Source organism: Myxococcus hansupus, assembly GCF_000280925.3.
Taxonomy (GTDB): domain Bacteria; phylum Myxococcota; class Myxococcia; order Myxococcales; family Myxococcaceae; genus Myxococcus; species Myxococcus hansupus.
In genome coordinates, this window is sequence record NZ_CP012109.1 from 6,136,078 (window position 1) to 6,157,210 (window position 21,133).

Genomic DNA, 21,133 nt, shown 5'->3' on the forward strand with positions numbered 1-21,133 from the left:
GATTCGCACCGTTTCGCAGGAGAGTTTCGCAATGGCCGAGGCCCAGACGACCCAGAAGCGCACCAGTTGGCCGCGTTTCGCCAAGAGCAATGGCAAGAAGGCGTGCACCGTGGAGGGCTGCAAGCGCCCCTACCGCGCCAAGAACTACTGCTACTTCCACTACAAGCAGTGGCGCCAGGGCGAGCTGCCCCACAGCCGTTACCGCACCTGCTCCAAGCCGGAGTGCCGCGTGAAGACGTTCAAGGCCGGCCTGTGCGAGAAGCACCACGGCGAGGCGTACAAGAAGGACGCGGCGTAGACCGCGGTCCCCGGCGCCGGGGTGCCCTCCCCACTCAGGTGGAGGCGCCCCGCGTCACCGCGCGGTCCAGATGTTTGAAGGCGTTGAGCCAAAGCTCCGCCTCGCGCTGGGTCAACCGCGCTCGCATCAAGGTCTGCTCCAACTCGTTGAGCACGTGCTGCGGTGCCTGCGGGTTGAGGAAGTCCGCACGCAGCATCACCTCGCGCATCCGCTTCGCCAGCGCGCCCAACGTGCCCAGCTTCGCGCCCGGCGCTTCGTCCTCCGCCACCGGCGTGGGCGTGAGCGACTGACGGTGGCAGAGGTACAGCAGCACCGCGGACGACTGCGCCAGGTTCATGGACGGCTGCACCGCCGCCGTGGGAATCGCCAGCACGTCCGTGCAGCGCGCCAAGTCCTCGTCGGACATGCCTCGCTGCTCGCCGCCAAAGACGAGCGCCACGCGGCCGCGCGCGCTCTGCTCCGCGAGCCTGCGGATGGCCTCTTCCGGCATCAACGTCTCGCGCCCCTTGAGCTGGGTACGAGACGTCGTGCCCACGGCATACACGCAGTCCTTCAGCGCTTCGGAGAGGTCAGACGCCACCTCCATGCCCTTCAGGACGAAGTCGCTTTTGACCGCGAGCTTCTCCGCGCCCTCGATGGATTTGAGCACCGGCTCGGACAGAATCAGCCGTGAGAATCCGAAGTTGGCCATGATGCGGGCCACCGCTCCGAGGTTGTCGGTGGAACGCGTCTGATGAAGGACAACGGTGAGCTGCTCGCCGGGCCGCATGCGCCGAGTTTAGCTGGTTGATCTGGAAGCAGATCGGTATATTCCCGCCTGATGCGTCGCTGGCTCCCTGGGTTGCTCCTCTCTCTCGTAACGGTCCTCACCGCGTGTGGCGAGACCGGCACGCCCGCGCGTGCCACGATGAGTGCGCGGCAAGCCCTCACCAACCCGCCCGAGTTCCTCGAGTTCGAGTCTTCCTCGACGCGACTGGAGCTCTTCCGCGAGGTGGCGAAGCAGTCCGTCATCGAGTCCGGGCAGGCGGCCCAGGCCCTGGTGCTCTTCCCCGTCAGCCGGCAGGGCGAGCTGCTCGCCGCGCCGGGCTTCGACGCGAAGATGGACCTGTTCCAGGCCCCCGACGCGGGTGGCAACCTGGCGCTGGTGTTCGAATCCGGCGGCGAGCGTTGGCCGGAGGACCGCCGGGAGGGCCTGCAGGGCCTGTCCGAGCGTGAGGCGGCGGAGCTGGTGGCCCGCACGCTGCTCGCGCACTGGGACATCGAGCCGGACGGCACGGTGCAGGTGGACCGGGCCTCGGGCGCGCCGTACGCGGTCGCTTACGTGGACGGAATCCTGCGCATCAACCCAGCTTTCCTCTACCTGGCAGCGGCGTACGGTCCTTCTTCCCTGCCCGCTTCGCTCCAGTAGAGTCGCGCGCCTCAAGTCAGGCCCCGTTGCCTCTCGCCCTTCCCGCGAGAGAGGGGCCGCGAGGCGACAGTGAACACCTCCGCACTTCACGCGCAGCTTCCCCTCACCCTCCAGCAGACGGACCTTCCCGCGCTCGGCCAGCACTACCGCGGCAAGGTGCGTGAGACGTACCGGCAGGATGACCGGCTCATCCTCGTGACGACGGACCGGTTGTCCGCGTTCGACCACATCCTCACCACCATCCCCTTCAAGGGCGAGGTGCTCAACCGACTCGCGGCCTTCTGGTTCGAGCGCACGAAGCACATCGTCCCCAACCACGTGCTGGACGTGCCCGACGCGAACGTCACCGTGGCCCGCGCCTGCCAGCCCTTCTCCGTGGAGGTCGTCGTGCGCGGCTACCTCACGGGGAGCCTGTGGCGCGACTACCAGAAGGGCACGCACACGGCCTATGGGCTGCCCTTCCCGGATGGGCTGCGCAAGGACGAGGCCTTCCCCGCTCCCATCATCACCCCGTCCACCAAGGCCGAGTACGGCATGCACGACGAGCCCATCTCGGAGGAGGCGCTTCTGGCGCGGGGACTGGCCAGCCCTCGCGACTGGGCGCGCATCACCGAGGCCGCGCTGGGCCTCTTCGCCGAAGGGCAGAAGTGGGCGCGCTCGCGGGGCCTCATCCTGGTGGATACGAAGTACGAGTTCGGCAAGGTGGGCGACACGCTCTACGTCATCGACGAGATGCACACCCCGGACTCCAGCCGCTACTGGGTGGCGGACGAGTACGAGGCGCGCTTCGCGAAGGGCGAGGACCAGCGCATGCTCGACAAGGAGAACATCCGCCAGTGGCTCATCCGCGAGCGGAACTTCTCCGGCCAGGGCACGCCCCCGCCCATCCCCGATGACGTGCGCGTGGACCTGGCCACCAAGTACGTGGCCGCCTACGAGCACATCACCGGCACGACGTTGACGCTCGAAGCGGGCGACGTGAAGGCCCGCATCGAGCGCAACCTGCGAGAGCAGGGCTACCTGAAGTAGCCCCGCCCTGGGCGCCTAAGCGCTCCGGCCGAACACGCGCTGGAAGACGTCGTCCATGTGGCGCGTGTGGTAGCCCGGGGAGAAGCAGTCCGAAATCTCCTCGGGCGTCATCATCTTCCGCAGGTCCTCGTCCGCCAGCAGGGCCTGCTTGAAGTCGAGTCCCTCCTCGTACAGCTTCATCGCGTTGCGCTGGACGATGACGTACGCGGCCTGCCGGTCCATGCCCTTGCGCGCCAGCTCCAGCAGCAGCCGCTGCGAGTTCACCACGCCGCCGAGCAGGTCCAGGTTCTTCTTCATCTGCTCCGGGTAGACGCGCAGGTCCTCCATCAGCCGCGCGAAGCGGATGAGCATGAAGTCCGCGAGGATGGTGGCGTCCGGGCCGATGACGCGCTCCACGGAGGAGTGCGAGATGTCCCGCTCGTGCCACAGCGCCACGTCCTCCATGGCGCTCACCGCGTAGCCGCGCAGCAGGCGGGCCAGGCCGGTGAGGTTCTCCGACAGGATGGGGTTGCGCTTGTGCGGCATGGCGCTGGAACCCTTCTGTCCCGCGGTGAAGGGCTCCTCCGCCTCACGCACCTCGGTGCGCTGGAGGTGGCGAATCTCCACCGCGAACTTCTCGATGCTCGAGCCCAGCAGCGCCAGCGCGGTGAAGAACTCCGCGTGCCGGTCTCGCTGCACCACCTGGCTGGAGGCCGGCGCCGGCTTGAGGCCCAGCTTGCGGCAGACGTGCTCCTCCACCGCGGGAGGCAGGTGCGCGAAGGTGCCCACCGCGCCGGAAATCTTGCCCACGGCGATGACGTCTCGCGCGTGCTCCAGGCGAACACGAGCGCGGCGCAGCTCGTCGTACCAGATGGCCAGCTTGTGCCCGAAGGTGATGGGCTCCGCGTGGATGCCGTGGCTGCGGCCCATCTGCAGCGTGTGCTTGTGCTCGAAGGCGCGCTTCTCCACCGCGGCCATGACGCGGTCCACATCCTTCAGGATGAGGTCCAGCGCGTCGCGCAGGGTGAGCGCCAGCGACGTGTCCAGCACGTCCGACGACGTCATGCCCAGGTGCAACCAGCGCGCGCTGGGACCGACGCGCTCCTCCATGAAGGTGAGGAAGGCGATGACGTCGTGCTTGGTGGTGCGCTCAATCTCCTCGATTTTCGCCGCGTCCTGCGGCGTGAAGTCGCCGGCGCGCGCAAGGCAGTCCGCCAGCGCCTCGCGGGGCGCGAGCCCCGCCTCCACCATGCCCTCCAGGGCGGCGAGCTCCACGTCACGCCAACGGCTGTAACGGGCCTCGTCGGACCAGAGGGACGACATCTCCTGACGGCTGTATCGCGGAATCACTCGTAGACCTTCACGGCAAAGTCCCGCCGCGCCGCGAGCCGGAGCAGTTCCAGCACGGCGCCGGAGGACGGATCCAACTTCCTGGCGGCGGTGAGATTGAGGGACAAGTCCAGCCCCTCTGGCTGAACCACCGCCAGCGCTCCTGGATTCACCTTCTCGTGGATGATGCGGTTGGCCAGCCGCCCGGCTTGCTGGCCAATGGCCGTGGGACTGGGCGAGAGCGCGAGCGTTGCCCCCTCCTTCACCTGGCTGGGCGTCAGCGCGGCCAGCGGCAGCTTGTTCGCCGCCGCGAAGGAGATGAGCGCCTGCACCACCGCGGCGTTGCCCACCGTCTTGTCCGCCACCATCAACAGCGCGTCCACCTTCCCCACCGCCCCGTCGAGCACCTTCTCCGTCCGGCTCCCCGATTCCAGCTCCAGCGGGAGGATGGACATGCCCTTCGAGGACGCCGCGGCCCGCGCCTGCGTCACCGTTCCCGCCGAGAAGCGCGGGTCATGCAGGATGCCCACGCGCTTCACCTTCGGCGACACGGCCTTCAGCGCGTCCAACTCCGGCCCCAAGTCACTGGTGAGGGAGATGCCGGTGACGTTCGCCCCATCCAGGCCGTACTTCTCATAGTACGGCACCATGGCGAAGAGAACCGGCACGTCCTCGCCCAGCGAGCGGCGCGCGGCGTTGGCGGCCAGCGGCCCCAGGGCCAGAATCATCGCGGGCTTCTGCGCCGCCAGCTTCTTGAAGAGCCGCGCGGCGGCGCCCGCGCTTTCGTCCAGCATCACCTCCTGCACCTCGGCGCGCGCCTCCGCCGCGAAGCCGGCGATGACGGACGCATAGGGCGCCAGGTTGGCGGACTTCACCGCGACGACGCGGGGCCGGGCCTGCGTCTGCGCCAGGGCCACCACGGGCAGCACCGCGACGAGCAACGCGGCGATGCGGCCCCTCATTGCCGCACTCCCGCACAGCAGCGGAAGCCCACCGCGTTCGAGCGCTCCGTCGGGGCGCCGTTCGCCCGGGCCGAGCAGCGCGACGCCGCGTCCGGCTGGTCGAATGTGCCGCCCTTCAACGTGTAGCCCTGTCCCCCGAAGCGCGAGGCCGTCCACTCCGCCACGTTGCCCGCCAGGTCCACCACGGCGTAGCCGGACTTGCAGCGCGCGAAGCTTCCAGAGGCAGCCAGTCCGCCCGGCGTCGCCGAGGTGTTGCAGGCGCCCGACTCCTGCTCCGCGCCATACGGGAACCGCAGGTTGCCCGGGCCCTTGCATGCCTTCTCCCACTCCTGCTCGGTGCAGAGCCGCTTCCCTTCGCGCTCACACGTCGCGCGGGCCTCTTCCCAAGGCACCGCCACCGCAGGCCTCGCTCCGGCCCGGTTCGGGTACTCGTATTCATCCACGCAGAAGGAGGGCACCTGCACGTTCGCGACGGGGGGCTCGTCCGCGCCGCCCAACGCGTCGTCGTCCTCGCGCCCCATCTTGAAGGCACCGCCGCTCACCAGCCGCATTCCCGCCGGACAGCCGCCCTCGGTCGCGGCCACCGCGGCGCCCCCTGCCGCGCCGGGGACGGGCGCCGCGCCACGCGGTCCCTGCCCACCAGACTTCTGCAGCGCCTTGATGATGAGGAATCCCCCGCCCCCGCCCACCACCAACCCGCCGACCACGAGCAGCACCAGGCCCAGCATCGAGCGCTTGGGCTTCGCCGCGCGCGTCCCCTGCTTGGTGAGCACCGCGCCACGGGGCGCGGTGCGCGCACTCGACGACTCGGCGGGCTCACTCCGCTTCCCACCCGAGCGCGAGCCCGGGTCGGAGACCTCCGACGCGCGACGGCGGCTGCGAATCCCCGAGTCCTCGGAGGAGCGGCCCTTGCCGCGGCTGCCCGTGTCCTCGGCACCGTCGTCCGCCGCGCCCTCCCTGCCACGCGAACGAGACCGGCCCACCGCGGGCGCCGAATCCAGCGTGGGCGCGGCGGCGCGAACGGGCACCGCGGGCGCCTCATCGAGCGTCATCGCGCTCGAGCGGTTGTCCGTCACCGCGGGCGCGTCCACCTGCGTGGGCGCGGAGGAGCGACTCAGGGCAGCCTCGGACTCCTGCGCGGAGGGAGAAGAACGCTCGGAGGTGTCATCCGCCTCCTTCCGGGCGGGCGCGGAGCGCGCGGCCACGGGAGGCGCGGAGGCGGGCCGGGCGGGCGCGGGCGCCGCTTTCGGTGGAGCGGCCGGCGGCGCGATGAAGGGCAGCGCCTGCTCCGTGAGGTGCTGCTGCGCGGGCTTGCCGCGCCCCATGATGGCGGCCAGTGACGCCGCGTCCAGGGGCTGCGTGGCATCCGCCGGGGGCAGGTCCGGGACCGGCGAGGGAGGCTTCGGCGCCGCGACCCCCGGAGGCGGCGGCAGGTCCGCCTCCTGCACCGCGGGGAGCATGCCCGTGGGGACGGGCGGCGGTGGCCGGGCGGACTGCCTCGCGGCGTTCGCGGCGGAGCTGCCCGGCGCGGCCGGCAGGCTCCGCGTCTTCGTCAGCACGGCGGCCGGCGTGCGCGCCAGGATGCCGGTGAACTCGTTGAGGAACTCGCCCGCCGTCTTGGGCCGGACCAGCGGGTTGAAGTTGAGCGCGCGCCGGTACAGCGCCTCCAGGGAGGTCGGCAGGTCCGGGTGGTGCATCGTCAATCCGGGGATGACGCCCTCTTCGGGCACCAGGCCCGTGAGCATCTCCCCCACGATGACCGCGAGCGAGTACACGTCCATGCGCGTGTCCAGCTCACCCCCACCGAGGTACTCGGGCGCGATGTAAGCGTCCGCGCGCTGGCCCTTCTGCGCCTGGGCGAAGGGAAGGTGCGGCACCGCGAGCCCGAGGCCGTAGTCCGTCACCTTGAGCAGGTCCGGCAGGACGATGACGTTCTCCGGCTTGAAGTCGGAGTGCGGCCCGAAGCGGTGGGCCGCGTCCAGGGCCGCCGCCATCTGCGTCAGCAGCGGCTCCACTTCCTTCAACGAGAAGAGCTGCCCGCGCGCGGCGCGCTGCTCCAACATCCGGCGCAGCGTCATCCCCTCCAGGAGCTGCATGGTGACGAAGGGGCGGTCACCGTCCAGGCCCTCGTCGTACACGCGCAGGAGGTTCGGGTGATTGAGCTTCTTGGCCACCCGCATGGACAGCGAGAACTGCATGCGCTCCTCGGGCTGCTGCACCAGACGCGGGTGCACGGCCTTGAGCGCGACCTCGACGTCAATCTCCTCGTCCTGGGCCCGGAAGACGAAGCCCATGGGCCCGGAGCCCACCACCTCTTGGATGGCGTAGCGGCCGGCGACGACGTCTCCCGGCTTGTAGGGAGCGCCCTCCGCGCCACGGCGGCGGGCAGCGCCAGCGGGCGGACGCGCCGAGGCGTCGTGCTTCAGCCCGCAGGTGGGACAGGTGTCTTGGGAGGCAGGGACGAGGCTGCCGCAGCGGTAGCAGAGCAAAGCGGGCGTACTCCAGGAGGCAGTCGGGGGGCCACCTCGGGGGAAGGCCCAGCCTCATATTCTGCACGCTCCCCTGTCATCAAGGAACGCCAAGCACAGGGGGCCTTGACTAGCGCCCCGTGGAACCGAAGCCACCTTCGCCCCGGGGGGTCTCCTCCAGCACCTCCACCTCCACCAACGCCGCCTGCGGCGCCGCGGCCACCACCAACTGGGCCACCCGGTCTCCCCGCCGCAAGGTGAAGGGCTCGTTGGAGAGGTTGACGAGCACCACCTGCACCTCGCCCCGGTAGTCCGCGTCCACCGTACCTGGTGCGTTGAGCAGCGTGACGCCGTGCCGCAGCGCCAGTCCCGAGCGCGGGCGCACCTGCCCCTCGTAGCCGGGAGGAAGCGCGAGCGCGAGCCCGGTGGGAACCGCCATCCGCTCCAGCGGCCCCAGCACCCGCTCTCCCTCGATGTCCGCGCGCAGGTCCAGGCCCGCGGCCTGCGCCGTTTCGTAGCGGGGAAGTGGCAGGGGCTCCGCATGGGTGCGCACCCGGCGCACCTTCACCGTGAGGGGGGAAGACATGCGCCAGGACGTAGCACAGCCACCCCGACGCTCAACCCACTTCGTGCCACGGCTGCGTCACGGCGCGGCGTCCTTCGCCACCGAGCGCAGCGCGGTGCGGAACTTCAGCGGGTCCATGGGCCGCGCGGCCAGCTCCAACTGGTAGTGCAGATGCGGCCCCGTGGAGCGGCCCGTGTTGCCCGAGAGCGCGACGCGCTGCCCGCGAGACACACGCTCCCCCACCCTCACCAGCAGCTCCGAGTTGTGGCAGTACGCGGTCGTCACGCCGCGCCCGTGGTCCACCACGAGCACACGGCCATTCACCGCGTCCTCGCTGGCCCTGCGCACCACGCCGTCCGCCACGGCCGCGACGGACGTCCCAATGGGCACGCCCAGGTCCACACCGGTGTGCAACTTGCGCCGGCCCAGGACGGGGTGGAAGCGCTCACCGAACGGGCTCGTCACGCGCGCGCTCTCATGAACGGGCCACGCCAGACCGAAGGCGGTGGCCAGGGCCAGGGCCTGGGCGGCGCCCACGGAGGCACCCTCGAAGCCGGGCGGGAGCTGACTGGCGAGCCGCTCCAGCGAGGGTGTGCCCCCCTCCGCCTTCATCCGGTCCAGGGCGTAGCGCGCGGGCACGCGGCCCGCGAACAGCGCCGTCAGCCGGGCCTCTTCTCCTGGGAAGTCCTCCGTCAGGGCCGCATGCAGCCTGCGCGCGGCGGCGGGGCCCTCTTGCGAATCCAGCAGCGCCGCGGTGGAGACGCCCAGCTCCGAGGCCAGCGCCACCACCGGCGCTCGCGCACGGGCGTCCATCGACTTGAGCGCCAGGTGGGTGCCCCACGCCAACGCCTCCGCGTCCGTCAGTGTCCGCATCAGGGGCACATCGGGCGCCACCAGCGGCGCCGTCACCGCGGTGCCACTCACCCCGTCGTAGTACGCGAGCAGGGGCCGCGCGGTGCTCCGCGTCCCCGTGGCCCACGCCGTCGCCTTGCGCAGCAACGCCCCCGCGGGCGTGTGGTGGTACGCCGCCCACACGCACAGCGCGGCCATGCAGAAGTCGAGCAGTCCTTTCGCGCGGCGCGGGAACACGGGCACCTACCGGAAGAAGGACCACAGCGGCGTCGCGTCCACCGCCGCCGCCACGGCCAGCGGGACCACCACCAAACAGCCCAGGAGCCCCCGGCGCCAGGCGCGCCTGCCTCCACCCTCCTCGCAGACCGCGTCCGCGTGTTGCAGGTTGCGCAGCACCGCGCGCCAGCCCAGCGAAGCGAGCACCCCCACCAGCCCCGCCAGCGCCAGCACGCGCGCCGCGATGTCCGCCGCGGCATCTCCGAAGAGCTCACGCCAGGACAGATACACCGAGCCTTGGATGAGCTTCGCCACCGCGCACGCGCCCGCCAGCACCACCGCCGCCGTCGCCAGCGGCCGCAGCCAGCGCAGGGGCGTGGGCTTGCGCCAACACCGCGTCCACAGGGCCCGCCACGTCGGCTGCGCGGGCTGGGGCTCCATCATCGCGCGCCAGGCCTCCACGGGCGCCGGCGCGCTCGACTCGCGATAGCCCAAGGCGGGGAGCGCCAGCACGAGGTCCGCGCACAACTCCCACGCGAGCGCCAGGAAGCGCGCGATGCGCGTGCGCTGCTCCAGCGACACCCACTCCACCATGGGCGCCGTCAGCTCGAAGCGGCCCACGAAGCCGTCAAAGGCCGCGTCCACCCGGTCCACCACCGACAACAGCCGCTCATCCAGCGTGTCCGCCGCCGAGTGCACGCCCACCGCAATCAACGCCACCAGCCCCAGCGGCATGAACGCCCAGCGGAACGCCCCCAGGAACCGGGAGACGTCCGTCAGGAACGGCGTGGACGGCGGCGCGCTGGGTGGGCGAGGCGGCAAGCAGGCTCCAGTCCGGGCGGGACTCGCACCTCAACGCACGGCCCCCTGGGACGGTCTAAGCGAAGGCGGGCCGAAACGAAAACACCCCCTCCCGCGCCGAGGCAGAAGGGGGCGTCAGGCACACCGGGCTCCCGTGAGGGGAGCCCGGGGCTTCGCGAAGGACTAGGCCTTCGCGTCGGGCTGCGTGGGGGCCGGGGCCGCGGGCTGCGCGGCGGCCTCACCGGCGGCGGCACCCTGCTGCGCGGCGCGCTCGGCCATGGCCTCCTTGCGCGACAGACGAATCTTGCCCGTCTTGTCGATGCTGACGACCTTCACCAGCACCTCGTCGCCCTCGTTCAGCACGTCGGAGACGCTCTTGACGCGCTTGTCGGACAGCTCCGAGATGTGGATGAGGCCGTCGGTGCCCGGGAACAGCTCCACGAAGGCGCCGAACTCGGCGATCTTCCGCACCGTGCCCGTGTAGATCTTCCCGATTTCGGCCTCGCGGGTCAGCGCCTGAATCATCGCGATGGCGGCCTTCACGGCCTCGCCGTTCGCGCTGGCGATGTCCACGCGGCCCGAGTCCTCGATGTTAATCGCGGCACCCGTGCGAGCGATGATGTCCTTGATGACCTTGCCGCCCGGCCCGATGACGTTCTTGATGAACTCGGGACGAATCTGGATGGTGGTGATGCGCGGCGCGTACTGGCTGATTTCCTTGCGGGACTCGGCCAGCGTCTTGAGCATCTCGCCCAGGATGTGCAGACGGCCCTGACGCGCCTGCTCCAGCGCGCGGCTCATGATCTCCGTGGTGAGGCCGGTGATCTTGATGTCCATCTGGATGGACGTGATGCCCTTCGAGGTGCCGCACACCTTGAAGTCCATGTCGCCCAGGTGGTCCTCGTCACCGAGGATGTCGGAGAGGATGGCGATCTTGTCGCCTTCCTTCACCAGACCCATGGCGATACCCGCCACCGGAGCCTTGAGCGGAACACCCGCGTCCATCAGCGCCAGCGTGCCGCCGCAGACGGAGGCCATGGAGGAGGAGCCGTTGGACTCCAGGATGTCCGACACCAGGCGCACCGTGTACGGGAAGGACTCGCTCTTGGGCACCATGTTGCGCAGCGCGCGCTCCGCCAGCGCACCGTGACCGACTTCACGGCGGCCCGGGCCACGCAGCGGCTTGGTCTCGTTCACGCTGAACGGCGGGAAGTTGTAGTGCAGCATGAAGCGCTTGAACGCCATGCCGCCCAGCATCTCCAGGCGCTGCTCGTCGTCGCTGGTGCCCAGCGTGGTGACGACGAGCGCCTGCGTCTCGCCGCGCGTGAAGACGGCGCTGCCGTGGGTGCGCGGGAGCACGCCCACTTCGCACGTGATTTGACGGACCACGTCGTGGCCACGGTCACCGATGCGGCCGCCGTTGACCGTCATCTCGCGCATGTGCTCGTACTTCAGGTCCTCGACCACCGACTTGGCGTGCTTCTCCACCAGTGGGGTGTAGCCGTCGCCGAGCTGCTCCTTGAGCTTGGCGAGCGTCTCCTTCTTCGTCTTGCCGAGCGACTCGTAGCGGGGGCCCTTCTCCTTGATGCCGTAGCCCGCCTTGATGCCGTCCATGGCCAGCTCGCGCACCTTGGCGCGCAGGCCCTCGTCCACGGCGGCCGGCTTGTCGAAGGCGCGGACCTGCTTGTTCAGCTCGCGCCGCAGCTCGTCCTGGAGGTCCAGCGCGGGCTGCGCCGTCTTGAAGCCGAAGTCGAGCGCCGCGACCATGTCGGCCTCGGAGACCTCCTCCGCGCCACCTTCCACCATGACGATGGCCTTGCGGCTCACGGCCATGACCAGGTCCAGGTCGCTCTGCTCACGCTGCTTCGCGGTAGGGTTGGCCACCAGCTCGCCGCCGACGCGGCCCACGCGGATGCCGGCGATGGGGCCGTCGAACGGGATGTCCGACACCCACAGCGCCGCGGAGGCGCCGGTGATGCCGTGGATGTCACCCTCGTTCTCCGGGTCCGAGGAGATGACGCTGGCGATGACCTGCGTCTCGTACGCGTAGCCTTCCGGGAACAGCGGGCGGCAGGAGCGGTCCACCAGGCGGCTGGCCAGCGTCTCCTTCTCCGTGAGGCGGCCCTCGCGCTTGAAGTAGCTGCCGGGGATGCGGCCGGCCGAATACAGCTTCTCCTGGTACTCCACCGTCAGGGGGAGGAAGTCGATGTCCTTCTTCTCCCGGGCGCTCACGGCCGTCACCAGCAGCATGGTGTCGCCGTAGCGAACCACCACGGAACCGTCGGCCTGCTTCGCCAGACGGCCCACTTCGATGCTCAGCTCGCTCTCGCCAATCTTGACGCTCTTCTTCAACATGTCCGTGCCTCTGGATTCTTCAGGGCGAAGACCCCACCGCGCGCACCCGGCCTGGGAAATAGGCCCGGCACCCCGGGAGGGCCCTCGGGGTGTTTGAGCGGTCACCCGCGCCTCAAGACAGGCGCCAATTGAGGCAACCGCCAGCATGTACTGCGGAGGGCGCTTGCGGAGCGCCGGAGGGATGTCTCGGAACTTTTGATCCCTGGTCGCACGGGCCGACCGCGGTCAGCCCTTCCGAACGGAAACCAAAACCTCCGCAGCCACCACTCCCTTGCCCGCCACCACCCGCCGCGCTTCCACTTCCGGTACCACTTACGTCTTAAACGCGCGGGGCGCTGGTTTCTGCCAGCGCCCCGGTCCTGCTCAACTGCCTACTTGCGGATGCCGAGGCCGTCGATGAGCTTCTTGTACCGCGCGACGTCCTTGGACTTCAGGTAGTCCAGCAGGCGGCGGCGCTGACCGACCAGCTTCAGCAGACCGCGGCGGGAGTGGTGGTCCTTCTTGTGCGTCTTGAAGTGCTCGGTGAGCATGGTGATGCGCTCGGACAGCAGCGCCACCTGCACCTCGGGCGAACCCGTGTCCGTCTCGTGGGTCTTGAACTTCGACACCAGCTCCGACTTGCGCTCCTGATGCAGCGACATGTGACTCTTCCTTGCCCGCTCCGGTGGAGTTGCTGCTCGCGTCGCCGCGGTCCGCGGAGGGGTACAGACCGGGTTCGTCCTACTAACGAGCGGGGGGGCTTATAAGCTTCACCCCCCGTGGGGTCAACCAAGGACGCCCGCCCGCCAGCCCCGGAAGGTCCGGGAGCGTGCGGAGACTTACAACCGCAACCCCGCGAAAAGTCCCGGATTCAAACGAGCACGCGCAGATAGCGCAGGCGGCCCTCGACGATTTCGGCCACCGCCAGCAGCGCGTCCTCCGGGCCCATGACGCGCACCCGGCCGGACCGCCCCGCGGGGACTTCCACCGGGACGCCGTGGGAGACGCGCTTGGCCTCGGCGGGCCCCACGCGGACCTCCGGCATGTCCACCAACGCAGCGGACATGGACACCAGCCGGCCGGCCAGCGCGCCGTCCTTCACCAGGCCGGGCAGGTCCGCCAGCGGCAGCGCCTGCGCCAGGGAGAACGGCCCGCTGGCGGTGCGCCGCAGCGCCTCCAGGTGGGCGCCGCAGCCCAGCGCGCGGCCCACGTCCTGCGCCAGGGTGCGCACGAAGAAGCCCTTGGAGCAGCGCACCGACACCTGCAGGCGGTCCGCGGAGAAGTCGCGCAGCACGAGCTCGTAGACCGTCACCTGACGGGCGGCCCGCTCCACTTCCTCGCCCGCGCGGGCCAGTTCGTAGAGCCGCTTGCCGCCCACCTTCACCGCCGAATACATGGGCGGAATCTGGTCGTAGGTGCCGCGGTAGCGCGCCAGCGCGGCTTCGATGAGCGCGGGCGTCAGGGCGGGCACCGGCGCATGGGCCGTCACCTGCCCCTCCGCGTCCAGTGTGTCCGTCTCCGAGCCCAGGCGCACCGTGGCGTCGTAGGCCTTGTCACCTTCGGTGATGAAGCCCGCGACCTTGGTGGCCTCGCCCAGGCAGAGCGGCAGCACCCCGGTGGCCAGCGGGTCCAGGGTGCCGGTGTGGCCCACCTTCTTGATGCGAAGCAGCGAACGCACCTGCCGGACCACGTCGAACGACGTGGGGCCAGAGGGCTTGTCAATGACGAGGACGCCGTCCATGTCACGCCAATACTGGAGGCCGGGGGCTGGAACTACCAGCCTTCCTTGTTCCGGACTTCGCGCAGCAACCGGTCAATCTTGTCACCTTCCCCCACGGACTCGTCGAAGGAGAAGAAGATTTCCGGCGACACGCGCAGGTTGACGACCGACGTCACCTCGCGGCGAACGAAGCCCTTGGCGGCCTCCAGGCCCTTCTGCGTGTCCGCGCGCTCCTGCTCGGTGCCCATCATCGAATAGAAGACACGCGCCACGCGCAGGTCCGGGGAGACCTTCACGCCGGTGATGGTGATGTAGCCGATACGCGGGTCCCTCAGCATGCCCCGGGTGAGCAAGTCACCGATGGCCGCCTGGATTTCCTGCCCCACCCGCTCCGGTCGGGAATGCGTCGTCATTTCTTCTCCCAGTCTCGCGGGTTGCGCAGGGAGCGGGCCCGAGCCCGCGCCTCATCAATCGTCATCCGTCCACCGCTCGACGGAGACGGGCGGCCCGTGCCGCCGTCCATGCCGCCCTCGTGGCGGCTGTCCCAATCCCCCAACCCCTCGGCCTCCGCCAGCGACGAGCGCTCGCCCCGCAGGAAGCGGGCGATGGCGGCCTCCGAATGCGCCGCAGCCTGCTCCGCGGAGAGCGGAAGCCCTTCCAAATCCTCATCCACCCCCTCCGCCGAGAAAGCCGCCCGGACAGAGGGCCTGACGGCCGGGCCGCTCGCGAAGAGCTGGTCGCCCATGCCCAGGATTTCCGTCTCCCGCGACAACAGCGGGGCGACGTACATCTCCTCGACGTGGTGGATGATTTTCTCGAGCTGCTCATCCACGTGGCGGCGGTCATTGCCCACCACCGCGAGCGCCAGGGAAGCCTTCTGCCAGAGGTCCTGGTCCTCGACCTCGGCCACCGCCACGTTGAAGCGGGCCTTGAGCCGGTCCGTCACCCGGCGGACCACCTGCCGCTTGGACTTCAGCGAGCCGCTGTCCGGAATCTGCAGGGTGAGGCGTGCGACACCAACGAACATACGAGTCCCCCATGCCACGGGTCACCGCGCCAGAGGCGGCGGCAACCCGGGCTTCAGCACCCTGGGAAGATGGGGTCTTCCCAGGGTTTCAGGGAGGCGCTGACGCTCTCCTTGCGACTAGGTGAGGCTCTGGCGGGTCTCTTCGATTTCGTACGCCTCGATGATGTCGCCCGGCTTGAGGTCGTTGAAGCTCTCGATGCCGATACCGCACTCGAAGCCCTGCGCGACCTCCTTGACGTCATCCTTGAAGCGACGCAGCGACGCCATCTTGCCTGAGAACAACTGCTTGTTCTCGCGCATGAGGCGAACGAAGGCGCCGCGCTTCATGACGCCATCCAGCACCGCCGCACCGGCGATGGTGCCCAGACGCGGCACGTTGAAGGTGTTGCGCACCTCCGCACGGCCCAGCTTGCGCTCGGTGCGGATGGGCTCCAGGAGCTCCTCCATCTCCGTCCGAACCCCGTCGATGAGCTCGTAGATGATGGAGTAGCTCTTGAGCACCACTTCCTGCGCCTTGGCCGCGGCCTCGGCACCGGACTCCGGGTTGACGTTGAAGCCCAGCACGACGCCCTTGGAGGCCGCCGCCCGCATCACGTCGCCCTCGGTGATGGCGCCCACGCCGGAGTGAACGACCTCCACCTTGACCTTGTGCGTGGTCAGCTTCTGGACGGCCTGCTTGACGGCCTCGGACGAGCCCTGCACGTCCGCCTTGATGACGACGCGCAGCTCCTTGGGACCGCCGCCCGCCTTCGTCTTGGCGAAGAGCTGCTCCAGGGACTCGCGGCTGACCTTGGACAGCTCGGTCTGCCGCTCCTTCATGTTGCGGTGCTCGGCGATCTGCTTGGCCGCCTTCTCGTCCGCCACCACGTTGATGGCGTCACCCGCGCTCGGCACGCCGGAGAGACCGACGACCTCGGCGCAGTAGCCCGGCTTCACTTCCTTGACCTGCTCGCCGCGGCTGTTCGTCATCGCGCGGACGCGGCCGTAGTGCGAACCGGTGACGACGGCGTCGCCCAGCTTCAGCGTGCCTTCCTGCACCAGCACCGTGGCGACGGGGCCACGGCCGCGGTCCAGCTTGGCCTCGATGATGGCACCCACCGACGGGCGGTTCGGATTGGCCGACAGCTCGAGCACCTCGGCCTGGAGGGCCAGGTTCTCCAGCAGCAGCTCCAGGTTCTCCTTCGTCTTCGCGGAGACCGGAACCATGATGGTGTCGCCGCCCCACTCTTCCGGGGTGAGCTCGTGGTTGGCCAGGTCCTTCTTCACGCGGTCCGGGTTCGCGCCCGGCACGTCCATCTTGTTGATGGCGACGACGATGGGCACCTCGGCCGCCTTCGCGTGCTTGATGGCCTCCACCGTCTGCGGCATCACGCCGTCGTCGGCGGCGACCACCAGCACCACGATGTCCGTCACGTCGGCGCCGCGGGCGCGCATGGACGTGAAGGCCTCGTGGCCCGGCGTGTCGAGGAACGTCACGTCACCGCGCGCGGTGCTGATGCTGTACGCGCCGATGTGCTGGGTGATGCCACCGGCCTCGCCCTGCGCGACGTTGGCCTTCCGGATGGCGTCCAGGAGGCTCGTCTTGCCGTGGTCGACGTGGCCCATGATGGTGACGACCGGCGGACGGGGACGCTCGTCCTCGGGACGGGCCTCCACCTCGGGCAGGTAGTCCTCCACCTCGAAGCCCACGCGTTCGATCTTCCAGCCGTAGTCGCTGGCGACCGTCTCCGCCGTGTCCGCGTCCACCATCTGGTTCGCGGTGGCCATCTTCCCCATGCCCATCAGCTTCTTGATGAGCTCGTTGCTGCGCACACCCATGCGCTGGCCCAGGTCGGACACCGAGATGCCCTCCTGCAGCTTGATGACCTTCTTCTCCTCGGCCATCTGGGTGATCTGCGTCTTGGCGCCCTTCTTCGTGGGCTTGCGCTTCTTGCCACGGATGGGGATGGTGACGCGGCCCCAGACCATGTCCGTCAGTTCCTGCTTGGACACGCTCTGCGTATCACCGCTGGTGCGCTTGCGCTGACCACGCTCCTTGTTCTTGGAGACGTCCACCAGCTCGCGGCCACGGCCCAGGTGGTCCGGGACCACCTTGTACTCACGCCGCTCGGGATGCCCGTGCGGCCCGGCGCCATGGGGTACTGCTTGGCGGCGCCCGCCGTGGGCGTCACGCGGCGCACCTGGATGAGCGGGCGCGAGATGACGACGGCCTGCGTCGCCGTGGGGCGGGCCTGCGAGCCCGTCGGCGTCACCTGGGCGTGGGGCACGCCGCCCACCATGATGGTGGGACCCTGCGGAACCGGAGAGGCCGAGGCCGAGGCCTGGACACCCGTGCCGGGCGCGGAGGTCGGACGCACCGGCCCCTGACCGGGACGCGAGCCCGGGCCCTGGTACGAGCCCTGACCCTGGTACGAGCTCTGCCCCTGGTACGACGGACGACCGCCCGGACCACCGGGACGACCACCCGGGCCGCCCGGACCACCGGGACGACCACCCGGGCCGCCCGGACCACCGGGACGACCACCCGGGCCGCCCGGACCACCGGGACGACCACCGGGACCACCCGGGCCACCGGGGCGACCACCACCGGGTCCGCGCTGCTGATAGCCAGGCGCGGGGCCCCGGGAGACGACGGTCGCGGACGAAGGAGTGCTCGAAGGCGTCCGGACAGTCGGCGGTACCGGTGAGCGTGGGGGGGGTTGGGGCAAGGTGGTGCTCTCCTGAACAGGGGGACGAGGCTGCGCGACGGCAGGAGCCGGGACGGCAGCCGGAGGAGCCTCCGCAGGGGCCGCAGGGGCCTCGGCGGTGGGCGTGGCGGGAGCCACCTCGACGGCGGCGGGGGCCCGAGGGACCTCGGCCACCGGCGCGGGGGCGTAGAAGTGACGGGAGTCGCGGCGACCGGCTCCGGCGTGGAGACGGGGGCTTCGACCCGCTGGGGTTCCGGCGCGCTCGGCGCCTCGACGGGCGCTCGCGGCGCCTCCGGGGGCTCGGCCTGGACCGGGACCTCGGGAGCCTGGGCGACCGGCTCGGACTGTGCGGAGGACGGCTCGTAGCCCTGAGCGGACTCCGCAGCGTAGGCCGCCTCGGCGCCATCCGCCGTCGCACCGGCGGGCGGGCCCACCTTGCGGCGCACGACGAAGCCCTTCGCCGTCACGGGCGGCGTGGCCTGCTTCGGCTTGCGCTTGTCCAGAATCTTCTGGACGGCAGCGGTCGCCTGGTCGTCATCGAGAGACGACGAGTGGCTCTTGACGTCGTAACCGAGGCTCGACAGCTCGGTGACGACCTCCTTGTTGTCGAGCTCAATCCCGTGGCTCTTGAGTTCCTTGGCGATTTCGTGGACGCGCTTCTTCGACATATTGCCCTTGTTGGCCTTCTGCTCCGCCGACTCCGGGGCGCAGCACCCTAGTCCGAACCCGAAAATGTGTGCGAGTGGTGACTAACACCCACTCCCCCCCGCACCCCTCCGCTCACCGACCCCCGGCTCCCATGCCTGTCCGAGCTGCGACGGGTCAACCTGGCCCGCCTTTCCGCGAAAGGCCCTACCAAACGCCTTCCGCTTCAGCGCCGCCGTCAGACAACCGGCACCGCACAGGTAGGCGCCCCGTCCAGGCAGCCGCCTCTTCCTGTCGACCTCGATGGCACCCTCGGGATTGACCCCGAACCGGGTGAGCTCCCTCTGAGGCCGCCGCGACCCGCATCCGACGCACGTCCGGACCGGACCTGACTCCGTGTTCTGCGCATCCGGCCCAGGCCGGCCTGCGGGGCGCCGCACGTCCCCTCCCTTGCCTAGCTTACGGCGACTTGGTGGCTTCCGCGCCACCCTCAAACGTCGCCGCCGTTGCGCCGCGCTCGGCATTCAGCTCCGCGCGCAGCTTGGCTTCCTCCACCAGGTAGTTTTCCGCCGCGCTCTTGAGCTGGCGGGCCTTCTTGATACCCACGCCCGGAACATCGCCCAGCTTCGCCAGGTCCTTCTCGTTGGCGATGTCCTCCACCGAGCGGTACCCGGCGAGGATGAGCTGCTCGATGGTCTTCTCACCGACGCCCCGGACACGGGCCATGCGCTCGGGCTGGCTGAGCTCGTCCGGATGCCGGCGGGCTTCCGCGATCCGGGCCTGCTCCCTTTCATAATCCATGCGAGAGAGTTCCGCCTGATCCTCGACCATCCGGGTCCGGGCAGCCTCCTGCATGGAGGGGATGCGAGCCGGGTCGATACCCGGCAACTGGGCCAGCATCTCCGCGTTGGCCTCGGCGATGTCCCGGGCCTGGCGGAAGCCGTGAGCGTAGAGCGTCTCCACCAGCATCTCGTTGACGCCAGGGAGCGAGCCCAGCGAGCGGTTGGCGAACTCGCGCAGCTCGCGCACCCGGCTCTCGCTGTTGATGTCCAGCTTCCAGCCCGTGAGCTGGGCGGCCAGGCGGACGTTCTGGCCGCGGCGGCCAATGGCCAGGCTGAGCTGGTCGTCCGGGACGATGAGCTCCATGGCGTGGTTGGCCTCGTCGATGATGACGCGGCTGACCTCCGCCGGTGCCAGGGCCGAGCACACGAACCGGGCCGGGTCCTCGTCGAACGGGACGATGTCGATCTTCTCGCCGCGCAGCTCCTGCACCACCGCCTGCACGCGGCTGCCCTTCATGCCGACGCAGGCGCCGACCGGATCCACGTCGGAGTCCCGGCTGGAGACGGCGATCTTCGCGCGGCCACCCGGCTCACGCGCCGCCGCCTCGATGACGACGATGCCCTCTGCGATTTCGGGCACCTCCATCTCGAACAGCTTGGTGAGCAGGTTGACGGACGCGCGGCTGAGGACGATCTGGGGGCCCTTGGACTCACGGAGCACGTCCAGCACGTAGGCCTGGACGCGGTCACCGGGGCGGTACGTCTCGCGCGGGACCTGCTCGCGCACCGGCAGCACGGCCTCGGCGCGGCCCAGGTCCACGATGATGTTGCCGCGCTCGAACCGGCGGGCGATGCCGGTGACGATTTCATTCTTCCGGTCGCGGTACTCGTTGAAGACGTTCTCGCGCTCGGCGTCGCGCGTGCGCTGCAGGATGACCTGCTTGGCCGTCTGCGCGGCGATGCGGCCAAAGCCGCGGCGGAAGGTCTTCAGGCGGAGGATGTCACCGTACTGGTCGTCCTGCGCCTTGGCCTCGGCGGCGTCCTCGTCCCGGTAGAAGATCTGGAACACGAGCTCGTCGCCCGGCTCCACTTCCATGCCCTTCTTGTGGGCCTCGACCAGGGAGATCTGATTCACGGCCTGGACCGGATCGACAATCTCCTCCACCACGGTGATGGCCTGGAACAGCTCCACAACGCCCTTGTCCGGGTCGTACTTCGCCTCAAGCTCGCGGTCCTGGCCAAAGTGCTTCTTGGCCGCGGTCTTCATCGCGTCCTCGAGGGTGGCAATCAGCACAGCCCGGTCGATGCCCTTGTCCTTGGCGACCTGGTCCAGGACGAGGTTGAGGTTGACGCTCGGGTTGGCTTGCTGCGTGGGCATGGTCTTCTCCTAAAAGGGTCCACGGGCGCCCTCGCGCGGAGGGGCACCCTGTATGTCGGCGTCTAGAACTGAAACTCCAGATTCGCCTTGGCGATGTCCTTGAACAGGATGTGGAAGGTTCCGGCACCTTCCACTTCCACCGCGATCCCGTCGCCCGCCACCTCGGTCAGCGTGCCGGTGAAGTTCTTGCGCGGGGGCTCTCCCACCGGGCCGAACGTCTTCACCTTCACCTTCTGACCCTTCACCCGTTCGAAGTGCACCGGCTTCCTCAACGGCCGGTCCACTCCGGGACTGGAGACCTCCAGGCTGTACTCGTGGGGAATGAAATCCTCCACGTCGAGCGATGGATCCACCGCTCGCGACACCTGGGAGCACTCGTCCAGCCCCACGCGGCCACCCGGCTTGTCGATGAACAAACGGAGAACCCAGCCCTCGCGCTCCCGGAGGAATTCCAGGTCCGCGAGCTCCAGGCCTTCACCCGCGACAATGGGTTCGAGCAGGGCCAAGGCCCTCTCCTCCACCGTCTGCTTGAGGTTCTTCTCCGACATAACCGGGAAACCAGTCTCCAAAAACACGAAAAGCGGGCACGGGGCCCACTTTTCGAAGTGCATCATCGAAAAATGTCGGGGCGTCCGTAGCACACGCCCCGTCGG

At 69.6% G+C, this 21,133-nt stretch carries 18 protein-coding genes and 1 pseudogene; 3 read left to right on the plus strand and 16 right to left on the minus strand.

All coding sequences use genetic code 11. From position 1 onward, the window contains the following. Nucleotides 1-31: 31 nt before the first annotated feature. Nucleotides 32-298, plus strand: a complete 267-nt coding sequence (locus tag A176_RS23735) for a hypothetical protein (protein ID WP_002636421.1) — start codon at nt 32-34, stop codon at nt 296-298. Nucleotides 299-332: 34 nt separating this feature from the next. Here A176_RS23735 and A176_RS23740 read toward each other — a convergent pair whose 3' ends face one another. Further along, a complete protein-coding gene (locus A176_RS23740; RefSeq protein WP_002636422.1) occupies nt 333-1,067 on the minus strand; it encodes an RNA methyltransferase in 735 nt (244 codons plus the stop codon). 51 nt (nt 1,068-1,118) lie between these two features. Between A176_RS23740 and A176_RS23745 the strand changes: the two genes are divergently transcribed. Both A176_RS23745 and A176_RS23750 read left to right on the plus strand, forming a co-directional pair. Then, nucleotides 1,119-1,706, plus strand: a complete 588-nt coding sequence (locus A176_RS23745) for a hypothetical protein (protein ID WP_044890720.1) — start codon at nt 1,119-1,121, stop codon at nt 1,704-1,706. Between the two features lie 69 nt (nt 1,707-1,775). Next, entirely contained in the window at nt 1,776-2,735 is a 960-nt protein-coding gene (locus A176_RS23750) for a phosphoribosylaminoimidazolesuccinocarboxamide synthase (RefSeq protein WP_002636425.1), read from the plus strand. A gap of 15 nt (nt 2,736-2,750) precedes the next feature. On the opposite strand, the gene purB is transcribed toward A176_RS23750, so the two are convergent. The 15 genes and pseudogenes from purB to A176_RS23820 all read right to left on the minus strand — a co-directional run bounded on the left by purB (nt 2,751) and on the right by A176_RS23820 (nt 21,028). Next, nucleotides 2,751-4,064: an adenylosuccinate lyase gene (gene purB / locus A176_RS23755; RefSeq protein WP_002636426.1), complete on the minus strand. Its 1,314-nt coding sequence runs from the start codon at nt 4,062-4,064 to the stop codon at nt 2,751-2,753. Further along, the gene (locus tag A176_RS23760) at nt 4,061-5,005 is read right to left on the minus strand and encodes an ABC transporter substrate-binding protein (RefSeq protein ID WP_002636427.1); all 945 of its coding nucleotides are present in this window, start codon (nt 5,003-5,005) and stop codon (nt 4,061-4,063) included. Before A176_RS23760 ends, purB begins: the two co-directional genes overlap by 4 nt. Beyond that, the gene (locus A176_RS23765) at nt 5,002-7,494 is read right to left on the minus strand and encodes a bifunctional serine/threonine-protein kinase/formylglycine-generating enzyme family protein (RefSeq protein ID WP_002636428.1); all 2,493 of its coding nucleotides are present in this window, start codon (nt 7,492-7,494) and stop codon (nt 5,002-5,004) included. Before A176_RS23765 ends, A176_RS23760 begins: the two co-directional genes overlap by 4 nt. Before the next feature lie 109 nt (nt 7,495-7,603). Continuing rightward, nucleotides 7,604-8,059: a dUTP diphosphatase gene (gene dut, locus A176_RS23770; protein WP_002636429.1), complete on the minus strand. Its 456-nt coding sequence runs from the start codon at nt 8,057-8,059 to the stop codon at nt 7,604-7,606. 57 nt (nt 8,060-8,116) lie between these two features. Beyond that, the gene (locus A176_RS23775; protein ID WP_002636430.1) at nt 8,117-9,127 is read right to left on the minus strand and encodes a M23 family metallopeptidase; all 1,011 of its coding nucleotides are present in this window, start codon (nt 9,125-9,127) and stop codon (nt 8,117-8,119) included. 6 nt (nt 9,128-9,133) lie between these two features. Continuing rightward, nucleotides 9,134-9,928 (minus strand): hypothetical protein, encoded by a 795-nt coding sequence (locus tag A176_RS23780; protein ID WP_002636431.1) that lies wholly within the window; start codon nt 9,926-9,928, stop codon nt 9,134-9,136. Nucleotides 9,929-10,090: 162 nt separating this feature from the next. Continuing rightward, entirely contained in the window at nt 10,091-12,262 is a 2,172-nt protein-coding gene (gene pnp / locus A176_RS23785) for a polyribonucleotide nucleotidyltransferase (protein WP_002636432.1), read from the minus strand. Between the two features lie 371 nt (nt 12,263-12,633). Further along, nucleotides 12,634-12,903, minus strand: a complete 270-nt coding sequence (gene rpsO / locus A176_RS23790) for a 30S ribosomal protein S15 (RefSeq protein ID WP_002636433.1) — start codon at nt 12,901-12,903, stop codon at nt 12,634-12,636. Between the two features lie 209 nt (nt 12,904-13,112). Then, nucleotides 13,113-13,982 carry a tRNA pseudouridine(55) synthase TruB gene (gene truB, locus A176_RS23795; RefSeq protein WP_002636434.1) on the minus strand — a complete coding sequence of 290 codons (870 nt, stop codon included), beginning with the start codon at nt 13,980-13,982 and terminating at the stop codon, nt 13,113-13,115. Between the two features lie 32 nt (nt 13,983-14,014). Then, on the minus strand, nt 14,015-14,374 hold the full coding sequence (gene rbfA / locus A176_RS23800; protein WP_002636435.1) for a 30S ribosome-binding factor RbfA: 360 nt from the start codon (nt 14,372-14,374) through the stop codon (nt 14,015-14,017). After that, nucleotides 14,371-14,988: a DUF503 domain-containing protein gene (locus A176_RS23805; protein WP_002636436.1), complete on the minus strand. Its 618-nt coding sequence runs from the start codon at nt 14,986-14,988 to the stop codon at nt 14,371-14,373. Before A176_RS23805 ends, rbfA begins: the two co-directional genes overlap by 4 nt. A 117-nt stretch (nt 14,989-15,105) precedes the next feature. Next, nucleotides 15,106-18,343, minus strand: a pseudogene (gene infB, locus A176_RS23810) (translation initiation factor IF-2). Between the two features lie 81 nt (nt 18,344-18,424). Continuing rightward, nucleotides 18,425-18,844 carry a YlxR family protein gene (locus A176_RS38170; protein ID WP_226993969.1) on the minus strand — a complete coding sequence of 140 codons (420 nt, stop codon included), beginning with the start codon at nt 18,842-18,844 and terminating at the stop codon, nt 18,425-18,427. After that, nucleotides 18,780-20,480, minus strand: coding sequence for a transcription termination factor NusA (gene nusA, locus A176_RS23815; RefSeq protein ID WP_002640704.1), 1,701 nt, complete (start codon nt 20,478-20,480; stop codon nt 18,780-18,782). Before nusA ends, A176_RS38170 begins: the two co-directional genes overlap by 65 nt. A 62-nt stretch (nt 20,481-20,542) precedes the next feature. Further along, nucleotides 20,543-21,028 carry a ribosome maturation factor RimP gene (locus tag A176_RS23820; protein ID WP_002640705.1) on the minus strand — a complete coding sequence of 162 codons (486 nt, stop codon included), beginning with the start codon at nt 21,026-21,028 and terminating at the stop codon, nt 20,543-20,545. Nucleotides 21,029-21,133 lie beyond the last annotated feature (105 nt).